Raw genomic sequence first — 16,175 nt, 5'->3', positions numbered from 1 at the left:
TCCGATCAAGAGGCCCCATCCATGTCGCATCGTTCCCTGCTTTCCTTGTTTGCTGTGTCCCTTGTCGTGGCCGCGCCGGGCGCGACCGCGTCGCCAGACGCACCGGTGATCACCATCGACACCGGCAAGGTGGCAGGCTCGACCGATGCGGGCGTCGCCAGCTGGAAAGGTATCCCGTTCGCCGCCCCGCCAGTGGGCACGCTGCGCTGGCGCTCGCCCGCGCCTGTCAAGCCGTGGGCGGGCGTACGGCAGGCAACCGCGTACGCGGCAGATTGCATGCAAGTGCCCTTCCCCAGCGACGCCGCCCCACTGGGCACGACGCCGAGCGAAGACTGCCTGTACCTGAACGTCTGGAAGCCGGCCGATGCCAAAGGTACCTTACCCGTGATCGTCTGGATCTATGGTGGCGGCTTCGTCAACGGCGGCGCGTCGCCCCCGACCTATTCCGGCGCCGAACTGGCAAAACAGGGCGCGCTCGTCGTCAGCTTCAATTACCGCATCGGGCGCTTCGGCTTCTTTGCCCATCCACAGCTGACGCGCGAGACGGGCACCAGCGGCGCTAAAGGCGTGGTCGGCAACTACGGCTTCATGGATCAGATCGCGGCGCTGGAATGGGTCAAGCGCAATGTGGCGGCGTTCGGCGGCGATCCGGCCAATGTCACGATCGCCGGCGAATCGGCGGGCGGCATGTCGGTCAATACGCTGCTGACCTCGCCAATGAGCAACGGGTTGTTCGCCAAGGCAGTCGTGATGTCGGGCGGCGATGGCGGGACGGCGCCGACGCCGCTGGCCGACGTCGAACGGATCGGCGTGCAATTCGCGAGCGCCAAGGGCATCGCGGCGGACGATCCAAAAGCGCTCGAGAAACTGCGGGCGCTGCCGGCGGACACGATCGCCGATGGCTTGAACCTGGCGAACTTCATGCAGGGCGACAAGCCGACGTACCACGGCCCATATGTCGACGGCAAGCTGGCGATCGATTCACGCGCCGCGTTTGCCGAAGGCCGCATGCACAAGGTGCCGGTGATGATCGGTGCAACCAGCGCGGATATCGGCGGCAAGACCGGATATATGGTGGCCGGTGCGCGCAGCCTGGCCGGGACGTTGGCCGGACACGGCGCGCCCGTGTATGCGTACCGCTTTTCCTATGTGCACCAGGCCAATGAAAAACCGGGCGCTGGAGCCGGGCATGCCACGGATATCCCGTTCTTCTTCGACACGGTGGCCGTCAAGTACGGGGCGCAGGCAACGGCCCGCGATCTTGGCATGGGCAAGACGATGAGTACGTATATGGTGAATTTTGCGAAGCGCGGGGATCCGAACGGGGCCGGGCTGCCGGCGTGGGACCGCTACGCCCGTTCGACCGACGCGATCATGGACTTCACCGCCAACGGCACTGCGGTGATGGGCAAGGATGCCTGGGGCGCCGACATCGATGCGGCGCAGACGGCGCCCGCCAAGGCTGGCGAGCGTCGCTGAAGCGCCAGCCTTCGGCGCCCGGATTTACATCAGGCCAGTTGCGGCTGGAACGCAATTGCGTTCGGGCGGCGCGTCGTGACGGCCTGGACCGGCGCTGACAGGGTGGCCGGTGCGACCTTGAACACGCTGACGCGATCGGCCAGCCCGGCAGCGCTTTCCTGCAACGAGGTAGCGGCGCTGGCAGCTTCCTCGACGAGGGCTGCATTCTGCTGCGTCACTTGGTCCATCTGGCTGATCGCATGGTGAATCTGCTCGATGCCCGAGCTCTGCTCGGCGCTGGCCACACTGATTTCACCCATGATGCCCGCCACCCGGCGCACGCTCTGCAGGATTTCTTCCATCGTTGCACCGGCCTGGTCGACCAGGCGCGTGCCCGCATCCACCTTGCTGACCGAGTCGCCGATCAGTTCCTTGATCTCCTTGGCGGCACTGGCCGAACGCTGCGCCAGATTGCGCACTTCGCTTGCAACGACGGCAAAGCCACGGCCCTGCTCACCGGCACGCGCTGCTTCCACGGCGGCATTGAGCGCCAGGATATTGGTCTGGAACGCGATGCCATCGATGACGCCGATGATGTCGACGATCTTGCGGGCCGACGCATTGATCTCGCCCATGGTACCCACGACTTCGGTCACGACCGAACCACCACGGGTCGCGATCTGCGTGGCCGATGCCGCCAGCTCATTGGCTTGACGCGCATTTTCTGCGTTCTGGCGCACCGTGCTGGTCAGCTCTTCGACCGACGCGGCCGTCTCTTCGATGGCGCTGGCCTGCTGTTCGGTACGCGCCGACAAGTCCATATTGCCGGCGGCGATCTGGGTCGACGCCGTGGCAATCACTTCACTTTCGCTACGCACATCCTTGACGATACCGGCCAGCGACGCGGTCATGTCACGCAAGGCAGCCAGCAGCTGACCAAATTCATTGGTCGAGCTGACCGGCGCCTGGACACTCAGGTCGCCATCGGCAACACGGCGTGCCACGGCCACGGCCTGCATCAGCGGCGTATTGATCGCACGGACCAGGTAGAACGCAGCACCGATGCTGAGCAGGATCGCCACGACGATGGCGGCAATCACGACCGTGTTGAGCACGGCGAGTTCCTGGTGCAGTTCCTTGCCCTGACGGACGTTGCGCTCGCTCATCAGCGTCTGTAATGCAGCGAATGCCTCGGTCGACTTGTTGTAGGTCGGGTTGATCTGCTTGCCGAGCATCAGGTTGGCGTCATCCCACTGACCCGATTGAATCGTCCGCATGGCATTGCCGATCATGTCGATTCCCAGATTGTCGCTAGCCGTCATCCATGCAGCAAAACGGTCACGCGTTTCAGGGAAGCGCAGACTCGCCTGCAGCTCCTGCTGCTCCTTACGCATCTCTTCGCTGTTCTTGGCGATGAAGTCGCTGTGGAACGTCAGCGGATGGTTATGCAGCGCCGCGTGCTTGTTCTCAGGATTGTGCTGCAGGGCCTGCAGGATGTGGCTGCGGTTGGTTTCCATGCGCATTTTCAGGTCGGACATGCCGATCTGCTGGTTGGCCGTCGTAAGTGCGAGGTTTTCGAGGAGGTCAACGGCGCGCTGCGTGGAGTGGTAGCCGAGGACGCCGACAGTAATGACGGCAAGGATGAGCAAGCCGATGACGGCGGCGATCACGTACTTGATACTGAAGTTTTTCATGATGGATGGGAAGTGGGGCGCGAACGATGTCGCTGAGGGGGTCGATTATCCACAAACTTCGGCCAGATTTCGAACAAGAAACATGACTTTCCGTCTGACAATATTCACAGTTGTTGTTCGGGCAATGCGCTGTGTCTGATGCGAGTGCCTGGTCTTGTGGGACCATGTAGCTAGCCATAGCTGGCACTCTTCAAAGGCCAGTACGGTTCGCGTAATCTGTTCGGCCCTGAGCGTGTACCGGCATCCAGATAGCCCACTCCCTGCCCCGTCAGGTATGCACCATCAATTTGTTCGCTAGCGATGCGCAGCGATATCGAAAACAGAAGTATCGCTTACCAGCGAGTGTGAGGAAAATCCACTGAAAGGCGCTGTTATGAACTGCATGAAAGCGAGGGCTGATCTTTTAGATCATCTATCCCCACGCGATACGGGTGACTCGGCGGTATGGCTCGCCGTAAGCGGCTGCATCGAGGCGGACGACGAAAATTTTTCGCCGTTGATAACGCAACAGATCATCCATGTTGCAAATTGCCGATCATGTCAGAAGTGGTTAGATTTTATCGACCCCAGTCGAATAACCGCGAGAGAAAGAGCGGAGAAATACTGCTGTGCTCAAATGCAAGAAGCGGTGGACGGCGATGATGGAACAAAGTTTTCATTCGAGATGTTCAGAAATGAAGATCCCTGTTGGTGCATCAACGACGACTACGCCTTCGCACGGTTCTGTCCATGGTGCGGTAAGGTGCTGCCTGATGGGTCATTTGAGTAATCCGCTGCGACGCGAGCGTGCCACGAATTTACATCAGCATCAGGCACGCAACCAGCAGGCAGAGCTTTCGCATTGCGCAGTTCGTTGGTGAGCGCAATCATCCGCGGCGTCAGGGTGGATTGAATGGCCGTCGATCTTGCCCTTCGCATCAGTGCGTTAAGTTCCGAAACATCCGGCCAAAGGCAGCAAGCGAAATTGTCAGCCTCGAGGACACCAGCGAGCTGCTCGCACACACGAATAAACAGATCACGCGCAAGGGCTATCGAAGGTAGAAGATGTGGTCAAACCGACGAAATAAGGCAGGGTTTGCGGAAACCGTTTACGCAACCTGTGAAACGATGGGAGTAGCCTCTGCGCTGGGATTTCCAATAAGATGCCAGTACCGACCAATCACCAAGTAGAAACGATGAAGCCAAACCGGAATTTCCTCGAAGCGTTCCTTGAAGGCACGGAAGCGGCGCTCGACCTGGTTACGGACAACGAAGCGATCAAAGCTGTCCCGATTGTGGGAAGCTGTTTGAAAATCGCTCAGGGAATTAACGATATCCGCTCACGCGTTCTTGTTACAAAGCTCACGCGATTTATTGAGGAGCCGGCCCTTCGTGCAGCAGCCGAATCGAGAGCGTTTCGGGCGACACTGGTAAATGATGATGGTCAAGCCGAGAAAGTAGGCGAGACTCTTTTCCTCGTACTTGAAAAAGTTACGGACCTTGAAAAGCCAAGCATGCTGGCAAAACTCTTTGCTGCCTACCTAGATGAAGTGATCGACAGCTTTGATCTACTACGCCTCATGCACGCCGTCGACATGGCATACATTGATGACCTTCACGAACTGGCGGACCCGACCCCCAGCGATGATCGCGACACGTGGCGCCAGAACCTAGTAAGCCTCGGCTTGACGTTGACGAAAACAGGGGCAAGTTGGGACGATGACGGAGTCATGACTTATCCTACGACGCCGCTCGGCATCAAATTTCAACAGGCCATCCAGCACGCAATGACCTTACGTCCGAGCTAGTCGCTAATGGTTCCCTGCCAGCCTAACTGTCAGGAAGTATTTTACTCATCTGCTAGTGCAATGACGTGATCTGAATTACCTTGGTTTCTCTACTACGGGGGAAACCGAGACCCCGGGGGTGCTGCTGAATAGCCTCATCGGTCTTTGCGTAGGTCGCAAGAAACCACAGGTCGAAATAATCTTTCAAGCGCGTGTTAGCCATACCCAGACTGACGATCGCTTCGTACTTCTCAGCGATCACGGTGTATACCGGATAGGCACGCAGCGATGGCGGCGCGACATCTTCAAGAAGCGCCGGAAATTGCACGAGTTCTGCCGCAGGTGTAACGGCATCGCCATACCCGATGTCGATCTGCACCGGGCAGCGCGCACTGTCCAGTTTGCCCGTCAGCGTCACGCGAACACCCTCATAGTTGGCGTCCTTGCGAATCCGCGTCGCCTGCACGCTGCCTTGGTCGAAGACCATGCCATCGTCTGACGTCTGGACACAGACCTGCTGGAAAAGCTCAACCAAGTCGTCAATTTCGGAAGGTCCGAAGCCAAGCAAGTCGATGTCACGGGTCGGCCGGTGCGGCTGATCGAACCACAGGTCGAAGAGGAGCGCGCCCTTCAGCAAGAACTGATCGGCCCAGGACGAGATGCTCAAACGGTACAACAGCCGCTCGAGCGAATACCGTGTCAGGATCAGGTTGAAGTCTAACCTGTCGGCCTTCGCGCGGTTCAGCAACCGTGCACGCACCGATGCGCCACGATTCGCTGTTTTCATACGGCCCCCACTGTTTCCAGATACGGTCGCATGACGTTCGCTACCCGGCAGATTTCGGCATAGCGCCACAGGTCGTCCATCGTTGCGCGCTTATCGTTCCAGGCTTCGCGCAAGGCTTCGAGCGCTACGTCGAGGCCGATCTTGTTGCGGAACTTGAAGCAGTCAGCAACCGTCTTCGCAACATTGAATACGCGCACCTGAACACTACCAACGTCTGCAACATCGACGCCCTCGGTCATTGCCAACCCCGACATGCGGATGATCCTAAGTGGCGGGTAATCCAAGCGCGGAGCACGGGCCTTGTGTGGGATGGCGAGCCAGATTTCGGATGACTGCTGCGTGGTCAGATCATGAAAACGCAGCGCGGAAAGCAGGCAAAGCACCCCGCTTTCGCTGCGTGTAGCCACTTCGGCAAAACTTTCGTGCTCCGACGCAGCCCGGTCGGGCAGCGTATACATCCCGCGGCCGAGTTTGAGCAGCCGGCCGTCGTCGGCCAGCGAGGCGAGCAGTGCGCGCGGTGCACCGGCACTGTCGACATCTCGTGTACGCAGTATGCCTTTGGACTTTGCAAGCGCAAGAATTCGTTCAGCTGATTCACTCATAAGGACAGTCTATACAAAAGATCGGCACTTATCCATATTTGCCGACATATTGTGCATTTCCTCTCAATATGATTGCTCGACTGGACAGGAGGACTGCGAACCGCATCGTTGAAATTTCCCCGATGAGAAGACGAAAAAAAGCCCCAACGTGTGGGGCTTTTTTTCAGTGTCTTGGCGGAAGCGGTGAGATTCGAACTCACGAACGGCTCACACCGTCGGCAGTTTTCAAGACTGCTGCCTTCAACCACTCGGCCACGCTTCCTGTTGCACGGCATTATACATAATCAGCGGCTGCGTGAGGGAGTTCTGCCCTCTCACCCCACCAACGCCCAATTCTCCCGCAACGCCTTCTCAAAAGCATACGCCGGCAACGGCGCCGCATACAAATACCCCTGCACCTCATCACACCCCGCCCCGCGCAGAAACGCCAGCTGATCCAGCGTCTCGACACCCTCGGCAATCACGCGCAAACACAACTGCCTTGCCATGCTGATGATCGTCCCCGCGATCGCGCAATCACTCCCATCCGCCGGTATCCCCATCGTGAACGACCGGTCGATCTTGAGCGTATGAATCGGGAACCGCTTCAGATACGACAGGCTCGAGAACCCGGTCCCGAAATCGTCCAGCGACAGCGACACGCCCAGCGCCGTGATCTGGTCCATGATCGCCGTCACGCGATCCACATCGTGCATCAGCGTGCTCTCGGTGATTTCCAGCTCCAGCCACGACGGGTCGAGCTGATAGCGCTGCAGCGTGGTAGCCACGCGCTCCGGCAGCGATGGCGTGAATTCGCGGGCCGACACGTTCACAGCAACGCGGAACGGGGCGATGCCCGAGCGCTGCCAGATCGACGCCTGCGCGCAGGCTTCTTCCAGCACCCACTCGCCCACCTGCACGATCAGGCCCGTGGTTTCGGCCAGCGGGATGAATTCGCCGGGCGGCACGATGCCGCGCTCGGGATGCATCCAGCGCACCAGCGCTTCCGCGCCCACCAGGCGGCCGCTGGCGATTTCGAACTTCGGCTGGTAGTACAGCACCAGTTCGCCGTTGCCCAGCGCATGGCGCAGGCCGGATTCGATGCGCATGCGCTCCTGCATGCCCTTGTTCATGTCCTGGCTGTAGAACGCGACGCTGCGGTCGGGGTTGGCATCGTCGCCCTTGGCCCGTTCCATCGCGATGTCGGCCAGCGCCAGCAGCGTTTCGGCATCGTTGCCATCCTGCGGGTAGACGCTGATGCCGATGCTGGCGCCCACGCGCAGGTCGTGGCCGCCGATGATGAAGGGCGCGTCGAGCGCGGCCTGCAGTTTCTGCGCGACGGTGGTGGCTTCGAAGTGCTGGCGCACGTCGGCCAGGCCCACCGCGTATTCGTCGCCCGACAGGCGCGCCACCAGGTCTTCGTCGCGCAGCGTGGCCTTGAAGCGCTGGCCGACCTGCTTGAGCAGTTCGTCGCCGATGCGCCGGCCCAGCGTGTCGTTGATGCGTTTGAAGCGGTTCAGGTCGATGAACAGGATGCAGCCGGCCGTCTCGTTACGCTGCGCCACCATCAGGGCCTGGTCGACCAGGCGCGCGAACAGCGTGCGGTTCGGCAGGCCGGTCAGCTCGTCGTAGTAGGCCAGGTGGTGCAGCTGCTCTTCGGCCTGTTTGCGCTCGGTGATGTCGGTCAGGTAGGCGATCAGGCCGCTCGGGCGGCCGGCCAGGTCGCGCAGTGGCGAGAGTGACAGGCTGGCCCAGAAGATGTCGCCCGACTTCTTGCGGCGTTTCACCTCCATCATGCGCCCGCCGTGCTCCGCGAACAGGTCGGGCAGCGCGCCGCCCTCCTCCTCCTCGCCCAGGTCTTCGTCGGCGTACAAAAACAGGATGTTGCGGCCCACCGCTTCGAACGACGTGTAGCCGAACAGGCGTTCAGCGCCCCGGTTCCAGCTGGTGATGTAGCCCATCTGGTCCATCGTCAGCACCGACTCGTGGATCTGGTCGAGGATCTGCGACTGGTGCGCCAGTTGCGCTTCCATCTGGGCGTACGCGTGGGTCGAGCGCTGCGCCAGCGAATGCATCTGCATCAGGCTCGCCGTCAGTTGCGCGAGCGCGGCGAGTGCGTGGGCGCTGGCCTCGGCGTGGTCGTTGAAGCCGCTCACTTCGTACCAGCCGAATTGTTCGAGGCCCACGGCCACCGCATGGCGCAGCACGCGTCCGCCGGGTTGGCCGGGATCGACCAGGCCCGGGCCGGGCACGAAGCGGCCCTGCGCGCTGCCCGTCAGGGTGCGCACCAGACGGCTCAGTTCCAGTACCAGCGCGTCGCCGCGCAGGCGCAGGACGGCGTCGCAGACGGCGCTCGTGCCCTGGACGAAGGCGGTCGGGGCCAGTTCGCGCACGTCAGACATTGCGGCCTACCTCGATTGCCCAGTGGTAGGCGTGCAGCTGGCTGCTCCACCAGTGCTCCAGGCTCACGCCGGCCGCGTGCAGCACCGTCTCGGTCGGATTGGCGTCGACCAGTTCGAGCCACGCGCCCAGCTGGCCGCTGCGGTGCACGAGCGCGCCGTAGACGTCCTCGGGCAGGTAGAGCTCGGCTGCGATCTCGGACATCGGCATGTGCAGCAGCCGGTCGAGCAACGAGAACACGCCGGTCATGAAGGCCAGGTCCTGCGCATCGCGGTCGTCGCCCTGCAGGCGCGCGAGCGCTTCGAGCTGGGCGCCGCGGCGCGCGGCCAGCGGCAGCAGCAGGTTCGGCAGGCCGTCCGGTTGCTGACGCGCGTACAGCAGCAGTTGCAGCCAGCGCTGCAACTGGCGCCGGCCCAGCACCGTGATCGCCTGGCCAAAGCTGGTCACTTGCGTGGCGACGGTGAACGCGGCCGAATTGACCAGCTTAAGAAGATTGTAGGCCAGCGCCGGATCCTGCTTGACTTGCTCTTCGAGCTCGCACGAATCGGCGTCGCGCGCCAGCAAACCGAGCAGCGTGAGGATGCGGCGCCGCGAACTGCCGTCGTCGTCGGGCGACGGCGCGATGTCGGGATCGTAGGCGTAGTCGCCGATGAACCAGTCGAAGCCGGCGATCTCGCAACCGAAGAAACGGCGCGCGCTGTCGACGCCGTACGCGATGTGCGGGGCGAACAGGGCCACTAGGCGCCCTGGCGGCAATGGGGCGACGCGGCAGTTGCGTGCGACCGAGCGCAGCGCAGGCGGTGCGGTGACGCCATCGGGAATGTCGCCGTCCAGCCAGATGCGGTAACCGTACGCATGCAGTTCAACGAGCTTGCGCGCCACGCCATCGGTGGCCAGCGCGTTTGCGTCGATCACGAACCCGACGCGATTGGCGGGCAACAGCGCCAGCACCGGCGGGGTCAATGGGGACGGGTCGTCCAGCGTCAGCAGGCAGTCGAGCGGCGCGACGGCGGCTAGCAGGTCGGGCGTGCCGAACACGGTGTGCAGGCGCTGCAACAGGTCGGCGCCCGGGGCCAGGCGCAGGCTGAGCGCGACCCATTCATTTTGCGCATTTGCGACCGGCTCGATTGCAACCAGCGGAGATGTTTCCTGCTCTGCCATGGAAAGTTTCAAAGTAGTATCCAGGCAATCTTATTGCACCGAATGCCATAAAGCAAATCGAAGTTTCCTACCGGACAGCCCGTATTGACCATCAGTTACCGCCGGCGCGCTGCACCGCGAACCGGATCAGCTCTGCCTGGCCTTCGATACCCAGCTTGCGTTTGATGTTCAGGCGATGCGTTTCAACGGTGCGCACCGACAGATCGAGGTCGCGCGCGATCTGCTTGTTCGACTGGCCGGCAGCGATATGCCCCAGTACTTCGTGCTCGCGCGCCGTGAGCTGGTCGCTCGGCGCGGCCGGATTGGCCAGCTGGCGCGCCAGTGCGGCGCTGTAATAGATGCCACCGCCCATGACGGTGTCGATGGCCAGCACGATGTCCTTGCCCGGCGCATCCTTGAGCACGTAACCGCGGGCACCGGCGCCCATCGCCTGGCTGACGTACTCTGGTTTGTCGTGCATTGACAACATCAGGACCGCGATACCGGGAAAACGCGCGGTGAGCTGAAATGTGGCTTCGATACCACTGCCGCCGCGCATGTTCACGTCCATCAGTACCAAATCGGGATGGTATTCGCCGGCGCGTTCGAGCGCCTCGGCGCTCGAACCGGCTTCGGCCACGACGTTCAGGTGCGGCGCCGACTCGAGCCGCGCGCGCAGGCCGTCGCGCACCAAAGGGTGGTCGTCCACCAGCAGAATCTTCACTTCTTTCGTTTCACCGTTCACTGCCCTACTCCTTCAAGTCGATGCTGGCCACCACGCTGGTGCCGCTGGACGTCGAGTTGACCGACAGGCGTCCGCCGATCGCTTCCATCCGTTCCATCATATTCCTCAAGCCGATGCCCCGCTTCGGGTGCACGGCCACGTCATCGGTGTCGAAGCCGACGCCATCGTCGGCAATCGACAGGCTGACGCGGTTGGCCACGCGTTCGAGCGAGAGCTCGATGGTGCTCGCCTGGGCGTGGCGTTCGACATTGGTCAGCGCCTCTTGCGCGATGCGAAACAGCACCGTGCCGACCATGTCGGGCAGCGCATCCACGGCGCCGGCCGCGCGAAAGCGCACCGGCGTGCCGGCGTCCTCGCCGAATTCGCGCGCCAGGTATTCCAGCGCGGGCGCCAGGCCCATGTCGTCGAGCAGCGTCGGACGCAGGTCGTGCGAGATGCGGCGCACTTCGCCCAGCACCGTGTTGACCTGGTCGACGGTGCGCTCCAGGCCCGCGCGCGCCTGCTCGCGCTTGCCCGCATCGCCGTCGAGACGGATGATGCCCGCTTCCAGCTGCAGCTTGACCGAGACCAGCGCCTGGCTGATCCCGTCGTGCAGGTCGCGCGACAGGCGCGCCCGCTCTTCTTCCTGCGATTCCACCACGCGCTGGGCCAGCGCGCGCAGCTTGGCGTCGGCCAGGCGCCCTTCGCTGATGTTCAGCGCCAGCCCGCCACCGGCCACGCCGATTGTCGCCAGCGTGGCCAGCACCGCCATCCACAGCAGCGTCTGGTCACTGTTGCGTGACTGCTGGGCCTCGACCAGTTCGAGCGCCGCCGCGACATCGTCGAGATAGATGCCGGTGCCCATGACCCAGCCCCAGTGCGCGACCGGCACCACGTAGCCCAGCTTGGGCGCTGCCGTTTTGCTTGACGGCTTGGCCCACGTGTAGCGCAGGAATCCACCGCCGCCCTGTGCCAGCCCGATCAGGCGCTGGATGGTCAGCGAACCGGTCGAGTCGCGCCAGTTCCACATGTCGGTGCCGACCAGTTCCGGCTGGCGCGGATGCGCGAGATTCTTGCCGCGCGTGTCATACACGAAAAAGTAGCCGTCGCCGCCGTAGCTCAGCGACGACAGGATGCGGATCGCCTCGGCCTGCGTGGCCGGGTCGCTGCGGCCGCTCTGGGTCAGGTGCGCGATCGAGCGCGTGGCCAGCTCGACGTAGTGGCGCAGCTCGGCCTCCTTGCTGGCCAGGTAGGCGCTGCCAATCGTGTCGCGCTGCTGTTGCGCCAGAGTGACAGCCTGCTGGCGCACGTAGAGGGTAATTGCGCACAGGGCCACGACCAGCGGCGCGACCGCCAGCATGATGACTTTTTGCTTGAGCCGCATGGGCCGACTGCCTTCTGATGGGAAAGCAAGGCATTTTACGTGCGTTACGGGCATGCGTCCTACGTAGTGGTACGTAGCTTCTGCGTAATAGTTGCGCTTGCAGTCCTGATAATTGTGCAAGATACTCATTGCCATGCTGTAAAGAATCGCGCCGGCATGTACTGGCGTACGAAGCATCAATCCATATCGGAGGAGTCACCAATGAAGAAAATGACGAGCATGCTCGGATGGATCGCCTTGTCCATCCTGGGCGCGTTTTCGCTCGGCTACATCGCGCTCAAACGCGGTGAAACCATCAATGCCATCTGGATCGTCGCGGCCGCCGGCTGCGTCTATCTCATCGCTTACCGCTTCTACTCGAAGTTCATCGCCAACAAGGTGCTGGGGCTCGACGCTACCCGCCAGACACCGGCCCACAAGTTCAACGATGGCCTTGATTACGTGCCGACCAACAAAAACGTTTTGTTCGGTCACCACTTTGCCGCGATTGCCGGCGCCGGCCCGCTGGTGGGCCCCGTGCTCGCCGCGCAGATGGGTTATCTGCCCGGGATGATGTGGATTCTGGCCGGCGTCGTGTTTGCCGGCGCGGTGCAGGATTTCATCGTGCTGTTCATGTCCACGCGCCGCGACGGCCGCTCGCTCGGTGACTTGATCAAATCCGAAATGGGCGAGATCCCCGGCATGATCGCGCTGCTCGGCACTTTCATGATCATGGTGATCATCCTGGCCGTGCTGGCGCTGATCGTCGTGAAAGCGCTCACCGGTTCGCCGTGGGGCACCTTCACCGTGATGGCGACGATCCCGATCGCGCTGTTCATGGGCATCTACTCGCGCTATGTGCGGGTCGGGCGCATCGGCGAGATTTCGCTGATCGGCTTCGTGTTGCTGATGCTCGCCATCATCGGCGGCCAGTGGGTGCACGATTCGCCAGTCTGGGGCCCGATGTTCACCTTCACCGGCACCGAGCTGACCTGGATGCTGATCGGCTACGGCTTTGTCGCCGCCGTGATTCCCGTTTGGCTGCTGCTGGCGCCACGCGACTATCTGTCGACCTTCCTCAAGATCGGCACCATTCTGGCGCTGGCGATCGGCATCCTGGTCGTTGCACCGGACCTGCGCATGCCGGCGGTGACGAAGTTCGTCGACGGTACCGGCCCGGTCTGGTCGGGCGGCATCTTCCCGTTCCTGTTCATCACGATTGCCTGCGGCGCCGTGTCTGGCTTCCACGCGCTGATCGCCTCGGGTACCACGCCGAAGATGCTGGAAAATGAAACGCAGGCGCGCTTCATCGGCTACGGCGGCATGCTGATGGAAAGTTTTGTCGCCATGATGGCGCTGATCGCCGCGTCGACCATCGACCCGGGCGTCTACTTCGCCATGAACAGCCCGGCCGCCCTGCTGGGCACCACCGCGCAATCGGCCGCCGCTGCCGTCTCGCAGATGGGCTTCGTGATCACGCCGGAAGCGCTGGAGCAAATGGCCCGCGACGTCGGCGAACACACGATCATCTCGCGCGCCGGTGGCGCACCGACGCTGGCAGTGGGCATGGCCCACATCCTGTCGAACCTGGTCGGTGGCCAGACCATGATGGCGTTCTGGTACCACTTCGCGATCCTGTTCGAGGCGCTGTTCATCCTGACCGCGGTGGACGCGGGCACCCGCGCCGGCCGCTTCATGCTGCAGGATCTGCTGGGCGCGTTCGCACCATCGCTCAAGCGCACCGATTCGCTGCCGGCCAACCTGCTGGCCACGGGCCTGTGCGTGGCGGCCTGGGGTTACTTCCTGTACCAGGGCGTGGTCGATCCGCTGGGCGGCATCAACACCTTGTGGCCGCTGTTCGGTATCGCCAACCAGATGCTGGCCGGTATTGCGCTCATGCTCGGTACCTGTGTGCTGTTCAAGATGAAGCGCGGCCAGTACGCGTGGGTCACTGCACTGCCGACGCTGTGGCTGCTGGCCTGCACGCTGACGGCGGGCTACCAGAAGATCTTCCACGTCGACCCGCGCATCGGCTTCGTGGCGCACGCCAACAAGTACCAGGCCGCGCACGACGCCGGCACGATCCTGGCGCCGGCCAAGTCGATCGTCGAGATGGAACGAATCATCTTCAACGACTACGTCAACGCCAGCCTGGCCGGCTTCTTCATCTTCGTCGTGCTGGCCGTGCTGTTCTATGGACTGCGCACGGTGATGGATGCCCGCAAGGCGAATGGCGCGACCGCAAAAGAGTCGCCGTACGTCGCCATGCCCGCACCGCAGGTGACCTGATGTTTGGCACCCTGAAGCAGGCCGGCAGTTACCTCGGGCAGTCGCTGCGCCTGATGGTCGGCCTGCCCGAGTACGACACGTACCTGGCGCACATGGAGCGTACGCATCCAGATGAGCCGGCGATGACGTACGAGGAGTTCTTCCGTGAGCGCCAGGAGGCGCGGTATGGAGGGAGCCGGGCTTCGTGCTGCTGAGCCTGTAGCAGCTGAGCGTCGTCGAGGCGACGCTGCGTGAACTAAAAACCCCAAAAGTTGAATGTCAACTTTTGGGGTTTTTTCATGTCCAGCAGTTCGCTACCCCATGAACTCAGTCAAGCCTTGCGAGCCAGCGCTGCCACGACGCCAGAAGGTCTGAGGCTTCGTTCAGTTGAGCAGGCTAAGGTTGTACGCTGCGAAGGCTTCTTCGCGTACCCACCCGGTTTCCTGATACAGCGCCTGTGCGGTTTCATTGGCTTTTGCGGTGGATAAGCCCAAGCGGATTGCGCCAGTCGCCTTGGCATGCCGTACCGCAGCGTCGATCAGCGCCTTGCCGACACCGCGGCGGCGGGCGTTTTCTGCGACAAACAGATCGTTGAGTATAAAAGTTCGGGCCATTGATACGGATGAAAAGCTCGGATACAGCTGAGTAAATCCAAGGGCCTCCTCGCCATCCTGCGCAAGAAACAGAACCGAATCACCATTTGTTAAACGCTCTGCCAGGAACGTTCGCACTGCGGTGGGATTGCTGTGTTGGTCGTAAAACTGGCGATATTGGTCGAACATCGGCACGAGCAAATCAAGATCCGCGAGGCTGGCCTGACGGACCTGGACGCTGGAAGATTTAGCGGGTAATTCGTTATGCACATTGGCTCCAGTATTTGAGAATAAAAGTTGCCGCTTGGCTTGACCAGCGACCAGAATCACAGCCGGGGTCACAGCCGGGGTCAGGTCTGACATTCGGACACGAGTTCAACAATAGCCTGTTTATGAAAGACGTTGTGAGCGGACTAAGGAAGAGTCCGTGTCCAAATGTCAGACCTGACCCCGGCTTTTTGAACTGCCGTGCGCTGCCACCAGCATGTCGATCAGTGCGCGCGATGCTGCCGACAGGCCTCGGTGGGCCGGGTAGACGACCGAGAATGCGCGCGTGCGGCCACTTAGTTGCGGCAATATCTCCACCAGCTGTCCGGCCGCCAGGCTGGCTTCGGCAAACAGGCGTGGACACAGTGCGATTCCCATTCCCTGCTCGGCCAGCCAGATGACGCCCATCGCGTCGGTCGATACCATCACCGACGCCGGCGGGATCCAGTCGATGTCGCGGCCTCCATCGCGCAGCTGCCAGGGGAACACACGTCCTGTGTTGGGTCGGACAAAGGCGATGCATTGCTGGCGCGCCAGGTCGTCGAGCGTCGCGAGTGCTCCGGCGGTCTCCAGGTAGGCGGGGGATGCCAGCAGGCACAGGGGCGATGCTTCCAGCTGGCGCGACGCCATCGTGCTGCTCGGCAGCGGGCCGGAGCGGATCGCCAGGTCGAATCCCTCGGCCACCAGGTCGACGTTGCGGTTGGTGATGTCGACGTCGAGTTCGACCAGCGGATAGGCCCGCGCGTAAGCGGCCAGTATCGGCGGCAGGCGCTGCTGCCCGTACCCGGTCGACACGCTCATGCGTACCTTGCCGCTCAGTTGCGCTGTCGTGCTGCGCATTGCCTGCTCTGCCTGTCCGAGGCGGGCGAAGGCGTCACGTGCCTCATTGGCGTAGCGCTGGCCGGCGTCGGTGAGGCTGAGGCTGCGCGTAGTCCGGCGCAGTAATTGCGTGGCGAGCCGTGCTTCGAGTCGCGACAGAGCCCGGCTCAGCACCGAAGGCGTGGTCGACAGCACGATCGCGGCTGCACTGAACGAACCGTGCTCGACGACGCTCAGAAAAACCTCGACATCGGCCAGGTGATCGAACTTCCGTCCCATCTTGTCTCCTCAAGAACAAATCATTTGCCAGAATCG

Annotated in this window: 14 protein-coding genes and 1 tRNA gene; 5 read left to right on the top strand and 10 right to left on the bottom strand. The window is 62.3% G+C overall.

Annotation, left to right across the window (positions count from 1 at the left end):
* Positions 1 to 21: 21 nt before the first annotated feature.
* Entirely contained in the window at positions 22 to 1,479 is a 1,458-nt protein-coding gene (locus AC1MGT_RS19435) for a carboxylesterase/lipase family protein (protein ID WP_499501644.1), read from the top strand.
* 29 nt (positions 1,480 to 1,508) lie between these two features.
* Here the strand turns inward: AC1MGT_RS19435 and AC1MGT_RS19430 are convergent, their stop codons facing one another.
* Positions 1,509 to 3,152, bottom strand: coding sequence for a methyl-accepting chemotaxis protein (locus AC1MGT_RS19430; RefSeq protein WP_499501643.1), 1,644 nt, complete (start codon positions 3,150 to 3,152; stop codon positions 1,509 to 1,511).
* A 373-nt stretch (positions 3,153 to 3,525) separates the two neighbouring features.
* On the opposite strand from AC1MGT_RS19430, the gene AC1MGT_RS19425 reads away from it, so the two are divergent.
* On the top strand, positions 3,526 to 3,921 hold the full coding sequence (locus tag AC1MGT_RS19425; protein WP_499501642.1) for a hypothetical protein: 396 nt from the start codon (positions 3,526 to 3,528) through the stop codon (positions 3,919 to 3,921).
* Between the two features lie 373 nt (positions 3,922 to 4,294).
* Positions 4,295 to 4,939 carry a hypothetical protein gene (locus AC1MGT_RS19420; protein ID WP_499501641.1) on the top strand — a complete coding sequence of 215 codons (645 nt, stop codon included), beginning with the start codon at positions 4,295 to 4,297 and terminating at the stop codon, positions 4,937 to 4,939.
* Positions 4,940 to 4,991: 52 nt separating this feature from the next.
* Here the strand turns inward: AC1MGT_RS19420 and AC1MGT_RS19415 are convergent, their stop codons facing one another.
* The 7 genes from AC1MGT_RS19415 to AC1MGT_RS19385 form a co-directional block, all read right to left on the bottom strand.
* Positions 4,992 to 5,705, bottom strand: a complete 714-nt coding sequence (locus AC1MGT_RS19415; protein ID WP_499501639.1) for a nucleotidyl transferase AbiEii/AbiGii toxin family protein — start codon at positions 5,703 to 5,705, stop codon at positions 4,992 to 4,994.
* A complete protein-coding gene (locus AC1MGT_RS19410) occupies positions 5,702 to 6,307 on the bottom strand; it encodes a type IV toxin-antitoxin system AbiEi family antitoxin domain-containing protein (RefSeq protein ID WP_499501638.1) in 606 nt (201 codons plus the stop codon). The genes AC1MGT_RS19415 and AC1MGT_RS19410 overlap by 4 nt, the downstream gene beginning before the upstream one ends.
* 172 nt (positions 6,308 to 6,479) lie before the next feature.
* Positions 6,480 to 6,569, bottom strand: a tRNA-Ser gene (locus tag AC1MGT_RS19405).
* 52 nt (positions 6,570 to 6,621) lie between these two features.
* The gene (locus AC1MGT_RS19400) at positions 6,622 to 8,688 is read right to left on the bottom strand and encodes a putative bifunctional diguanylate cyclase/phosphodiesterase (protein ID WP_499501637.1); all 2,067 of its coding nucleotides are present in this window, start codon (positions 8,686 to 8,688) and stop codon (positions 6,622 to 6,624) included.
* Positions 8,681 to 9,859 (bottom strand): HDOD domain-containing protein, encoded by a 1,179-nt coding sequence (locus AC1MGT_RS19395; RefSeq protein WP_499501636.1) that lies wholly within the window; start codon positions 9,857 to 9,859, stop codon positions 8,681 to 8,683. Before AC1MGT_RS19395 ends, AC1MGT_RS19400 begins: the two co-directional genes overlap by 8 nt.
* A gap of 79 nt (positions 9,860 to 9,938) precedes the next feature.
* A complete protein-coding gene (locus AC1MGT_RS19390; RefSeq protein ID WP_499452967.1) occupies positions 9,939 to 10,571 on the bottom strand; it encodes a response regulator transcription factor in 633 nt (210 codons plus the stop codon).
* Positions 10,572 to 10,575: 4 nt separating this feature from the next.
* On the bottom strand, positions 10,576 to 11,934 hold the full coding sequence (locus AC1MGT_RS19385; protein ID WP_499501635.1) for a cache domain-containing protein: 1,359 nt from the start codon (positions 11,932 to 11,934) through the stop codon (positions 10,576 to 10,578).
* Between the two features lie 201 nt (positions 11,935 to 12,135).
* On the opposite strand from AC1MGT_RS19385, the gene AC1MGT_RS19380 reads away from it, so the two are divergent.
* Together AC1MGT_RS19380 and AC1MGT_RS19375 are read left to right on the top strand one after the other, a co-directional pair.
* Positions 12,136 to 14,202, top strand: a complete 2,067-nt coding sequence (locus AC1MGT_RS19380) for a carbon starvation CstA family protein (RefSeq protein WP_499501634.1) — start codon at positions 12,136 to 12,138, stop codon at positions 14,200 to 14,202.
* On the top strand, positions 14,202 to 14,396 hold the full coding sequence (locus AC1MGT_RS19375; protein ID WP_183550582.1) for a YbdD/YjiX family protein: 195 nt from the start codon (positions 14,202 to 14,204) through the stop codon (positions 14,394 to 14,396). Before AC1MGT_RS19380 ends, AC1MGT_RS19375 begins: the two co-directional genes overlap by 1 nt.
* 168 nt (positions 14,397 to 14,564) lie before the next feature.
* Here AC1MGT_RS19375 and AC1MGT_RS19370 read toward each other — a convergent pair whose 3' ends face one another.
* A complete protein-coding gene (locus AC1MGT_RS19370) occupies positions 14,565 to 15,137 on the bottom strand; it encodes a GNAT family N-acetyltransferase (RefSeq protein WP_499501633.1) in 573 nt (190 codons plus the stop codon).
* A 75-nt stretch (positions 15,138 to 15,212) separates the two neighbouring features.
* Positions 15,213 to 16,139, bottom strand: coding sequence for a LysR family transcriptional regulator (locus AC1MGT_RS19365; protein ID WP_499501632.1), 927 nt, complete (start codon positions 16,137 to 16,139; stop codon positions 15,213 to 15,215).
* Positions 16,140 to 16,175 lie beyond the last annotated feature (36 nt).

The organism is Telluria sp. BA11 (assembly GCF_056680305.1).
The sequence above is the reverse complement of the archived record's forward strand: the minus strand, read 5'-3'. Positions and strand labels throughout refer to the sequence as shown.

What these genes read in the sequence shown, in the direction of transcription:
- AC1MGT_RS19435 (WP_499501644.1), top strand. Translation starts at nt 22, where the DNA reads ATGTCGCATCGTTCCCTGCTTTCCTTGTTTGCTGTGTCCCTTGTCGTG.
- AC1MGT_RS19430 (WP_499501643.1), bottom strand. Translation starts at nt 3,152, where the DNA reads ATGAAAAACTTCAGTATCAAGTACGTGATCGCCGCCGTCATCGGCTTG.
- AC1MGT_RS19425 (WP_499501642.1), top strand. Translation starts at nt 3,526, where the DNA reads ATGAACTGCATGAAAGCGAGGGCTGATCTTTTAGATCATCTATCCCCA.
- AC1MGT_RS19420 (WP_499501641.1), top strand. Translation starts at nt 4,295, where the DNA reads ATGCCAGTACCGACCAATCACCAAGTAGAAACGATGAAGCCAAACCGG.
- AC1MGT_RS19415 (WP_499501639.1), bottom strand. Translation starts at nt 5,705, where the DNA reads ATGAAAACAGCGAATCGTGGCGCATCGGTGCGTGCACGGTTGCTGAAC.
- AC1MGT_RS19410 (WP_499501638.1), bottom strand. Translation starts at nt 6,307, where the DNA reads ATGAGTGAATCAGCTGAACGAATTCTTGCGCTTGCAAAGTCCAAAGGC.
- AC1MGT_RS19400 (WP_499501637.1), bottom strand. Translation starts at nt 8,688, where the DNA reads ATGTCTGACGTGCGCGAACTGGCCCCGACCGCCTTCGTCCAGGGCACG.
- AC1MGT_RS19385 (WP_499501635.1), bottom strand. Translation starts at nt 11,934, where the DNA reads ATGCGGCTCAAGCAAAAAGTCATCATGCTGGCGGTCGCGCCGCTGGTC.
- AC1MGT_RS19380 (WP_499501634.1), top strand. Translation starts at nt 12,136, where the DNA reads ATGAAGAAAATGACGAGCATGCTCGGATGGATCGCCTTGTCCATCCTG.
- AC1MGT_RS19375 (WP_183550582.1), top strand. Translation starts at nt 14,202, where the DNA reads ATGTTTGGCACCCTGAAGCAGGCCGGCAGTTACCTCGGGCAGTCGCTG.
- AC1MGT_RS19370 (WP_499501633.1), bottom strand. Translation starts at nt 15,137, where the DNA reads ATGTCAGACCTGACCCCGGCTGTGACCCCGGCTGTGATTCTGGTCGCT.
- AC1MGT_RS19365 (WP_499501632.1), bottom strand. Translation starts at nt 16,139, where the DNA reads ATGGGACGGAAGTTCGATCACCTGGCCGATGTCGAGGTTTTTCTGAGC.